General features: G+C 74.7%; 3 protein-coding genes. All 3 read left to right on the top strand.

What is annotated here, in order from left to right; genetic code table 11:
* The first annotated feature begins 196 nt into the window (after positions 1-196).
* Positions 197-451, top strand: a complete 255-nt coding sequence (locus N4P33_RS33775; protein ID WP_260830745.1) for an acyl carrier protein — start codon at positions 197-199, stop codon at positions 449-451.
* Positions 448-1,929, top strand: a complete 1,482-nt coding sequence (locus N4P33_RS33770; RefSeq protein ID WP_260830744.1) for an AMP-binding protein — start codon at positions 448-450, stop codon at positions 1,927-1,929. The genes N4P33_RS33775 and N4P33_RS33770 overlap by 4 nt, the downstream gene beginning before the upstream one ends.
* 31 nt (positions 1,930-1,960) lie before the next feature.
* Positions 1,961-3,616: phosphopantetheine-binding protein (locus N4P33_RS33765; RefSeq protein WP_260830743.1), on the top strand; the 1,656-nt coding region annotated here is incomplete at its 3' end.

Raw genomic sequence — 3,616 nt, 5'->3', positions numbered from 1 at the left:
GCCCGTGCGCCCGGCCCGTGCCGCCCGTTCCGCGGCACACCGTCCGCGAGGCACCACCGGAGCACCGCGCGCCGGGCAGGCCCGCACCGAGGCCCGCGGGCACCCGCACCGCGGTCCCGCCCACGCAACGGCGGGACGGCGACGACAGGGCCCCTCACCGCACCGGACCACGACGGGGGGAAGGATCCGACTGGACGTGTCCGACACCATCGACGACCGACTCGACGCCCTCGTACGGGCCGCGCTGCCGGCCGCACCCGACGGCCTGGTGCTCACGGACGACCTGCCGCTCGCCGCCTACGGGCTGGACTCCATCGGCACTGTCGGGCTGATCGCGGCCTTGGAGGACACCTTCGGCTGCACGGTACCCGACGAGGAACTCCGCCCCGCCAACTTCCGTACGCCGGGGACCGTCAGGGCCCTGCTGACCCGACTGGAAGTGACCACATGACGGACCGGCTGCTCGACGACTGGTTCCGCGACGGCCTGGCCGCCCACCCGCACGGTCCCGCCCTGCGGGCCGGCGCCGACACGCTGTCCTACACCGAGCTGGACCTGCGGGCCCGCGCCTGGGCGGCGGCCCTGACCGCGGACGGACACCGGCCGCGCCGAGTCGGCCTGCTCGCAGGCAAGAACACCGACACCTATGCGGCGTTCCTCGGGATCCTCTACACCGGTGCGGCCGTCGTGCCGCTCGGCGACGGCGTCCCCGCCGAACGCAACGCGGCCGTCGCGGAGGCCGCCGGCATCGACGCGCTCGTCGCCGGCGAGACCCGCGCGTTCGTCCCGGGCCCCGGCGTACGGGTGCTGACCAGGCCCGACCCGACGGCAGCCGCCGCCTTCCGCGGACCGGCCGACCGCGAGCCCGGGGACCTGGCCTACATCCTGTTCACCTCCGGATCCACCGGCCGCCCCAAGGGCGTGCCCATCACCCACCGCAACGTCAGCGCCTTCCTCGCCGCCGCGCTGCCCCGCTACGACATCGGGCCGGGCGACCGGTGCAGCCAGATCTACGAGCTGACCTTCGACCTCGCCGTGCTCGACCTCTTCCTCGCCTGGGGCACCGGCGCCTGTCTCTGCGCGCTCACCCGGCTCCAGGCACTCAGCCCCGAACGGTGCGTGCGCGCGCACGAGTTGACCTTCTGGCACAGCACGCCCAGCCTGATCGCCGCCGCCGCCCGCTCCGGCCTGCGCCCCGGCGGCCTGTCCCGGTTGCGGTACGCCGTGTTCTGCGGCGAACCCCTCCCCGTCACCGTCGCCCGCACGGTGCGCACCGCCGCCCCCGACGCCGTCCTCGACAACATCTACGGCCCCACCGAACTCACCATCGCCTGCACCGCCTACCGCTGGCACCTCGGTGACGAACCCGAGTGGTCCACCCCGACCGTGCCCATCGGCCTGCCCCTGGACGGGATGGACTTCCTCCTGCTCGGCCCGGACGGACGGCCCGCCGACGACACCGGCGAACTGTGCATGACCGGACCCCAGATGTTCGGCGGTTACCTGGACCCCGCCAACGACCGCGGCCGCTTCGTCGACCTGCGCGGGCGCCGCTGGTACCGCACGGGCGACCGCTGCCTCCTCGACGGCAAGACGGGCCTGGTCCACCTGGGCCGTGACGACTCCCAGGTGAAGATCCAGGGCTATCGCGTCGAACTCGCCGAGGTCGAGGAGGCGTTGCGCCGCGCCGCCCCCGGACGGGACGCCGCGGCCTGCACGGTCGACACGGCACGGGGCACCGAGCTCGCCGCCTTCCTCATCGGGGCGCCGCTCGACCCCGCCGGCGTTCAGGCGCGCCTCGCCGATCTGCTGCCGCCCTACATGCTTCCCCGCCACCTGTGGACGCTGCCCGAGGCACCGCTCAACCGCAACGGCAAGACGGACCGTGCGGCCCTGCGTGCCGAGGCGGCCCGCCGCGCCGGCTCCTGAGCGCGGACAGAAAGCGAAAGAGGACCCCACCATGCCCGACCGCACGATCCGGTGCCGGCTGCTCCTGCGCCACACCGACTTCGTCATGCGCAACCACCGGGTGCACGGAGTCTCGGTGCTGCCCGGGGTCACCTTCCTCGACATCGTCTTCCGGGTGCTCGCCGCCCAGGGCGTGGACCGGTCGACAGCGGTCCTGCGCGATGTGCTGTTCACCGAGGTGGTGGCGACGGCCGAGGGGCTCGACCGGGAGGTGCGGCTGACCGTCGGCCCGGAGGACGCCGGCGCACGCGAGGTCGCCGGCGAGAGCCGCGCGGTGCGCGACGGTGTGCCCGTCACCGGCTGGGCGCGGAACTTCTCGGCGCGGCTCACCACCACCGACCATCCCGAACCCGTGCTCGACGCGGAGGAGTTGAAGAGGTCCGCGACCGCCCGCGGCGACATGGCGGAGCTGTACGCGCGCGCCCGCGAGGAACACATCGAGCACGGGCCCCCGATGCGCTGCAGGGGCACGCTGTACCGGGGCGTCCACCACGGTGCGGGGCTGCTGGCCGACATCGGACTCGAGCAGGACGAGGCCGGCCTGCTGGACCGCTTCCATCTGCACCCCGCCGCCCTGGACGCGGCCTCCCTGGTGGCCTTCGCCCAACGGCCGTCGCCCGGGGAGCCGTTCATCCCGGTCTTCATCGAGTCCTTCCGCGCGCCGCGGCCGCTGCGGGGGCGCGTGTACGTGTCCGTGCCGCACGCCGAGGAGTACGCCCCCTCCGGCGACCTGGTGCACAGCGACTGCGCGATCCACGACGAGACCGGCGCCCTCGTGGCCGAGTTCCGCCGGCTGAGCTGCAAACGCATCCGGCACAGCGGGCTGGTCACCCGGCTGCTCGACGTCGACGCCGTGGACGAAGTGGACGAAGCAGATGAAGCGGAAGGCGTGGCCGGCGTCGGCCGGGCCGGCGCGGTGGAGGAGCCCGGGGAGATCCCGGAGCACGAGCAGGCCCCGACCAGCGCGACGGACGGTGCGGACCCCGTCGGGGAGGGTGCGGACCCCGTCGACGCGTGGCGCGGCTACCTGCGCAAGCTGGTCGGGGACACCCTGCGACGGGATCCCGGCGACGTCGCCACCGCGACCGGGTTCTACGAACTCGGGCTCGACTCCGTCGCCCTGCTGGACCTCAGCGGCCAGCTGGAGGAAGCGGTCGGCACGGCCCTCTACCCCACCCTCCTGTTCGAGTTCGGCGACATCGACAGCCTGGCACGGCACCTCGCGGCCGAGTACGCGCCACCCGCGCCGGACCGGGCACCCGCCGCGCCGGACGAGACCACCACGACCGCGGCAGCCGAAGCGGGCGGCGACGTCACCACCGTCTGCCTGCGCCCCACATGGTCGGCGCTGCCCTCACCCGTTCCGGCGGGCCACGCCCTGCCCGCCGGGGACCTCGTGATCCTCGGCGGACCCTCAGCCCTGGCCGAGAACCTGCGCAGCCGTCTGACCGGCTCCCGGCGCGTCCTGCACCGGACGATGCCGGGCGGCCGCGAGGACCTCCGCAGGCTGCTGCGCGACCTGCGCGCCGAGGCCGGGCCGCGCACCTTCGTCGTGCCGGCCCCCGCCGACGACGACCCCGCCGCGCCCTACCGGGCGGTCCAGTCGCTGGCGGCCGCCCTGACCGAGGAACGCACCAGCGAACCCGCC

Source organism: Streptomyces sp. 15-116A, assembly GCF_025290915.1.
In the GTDB taxonomy this organism is placed as follows: Bacteria; Actinomycetota; Actinomycetes; order Streptomycetales; family Streptomycetaceae; genus Streptomyces.
Note: the sequence above shows the minus strand (reverse complement) of the source record. Positions and strands in the feature narration are given on the sequence as shown.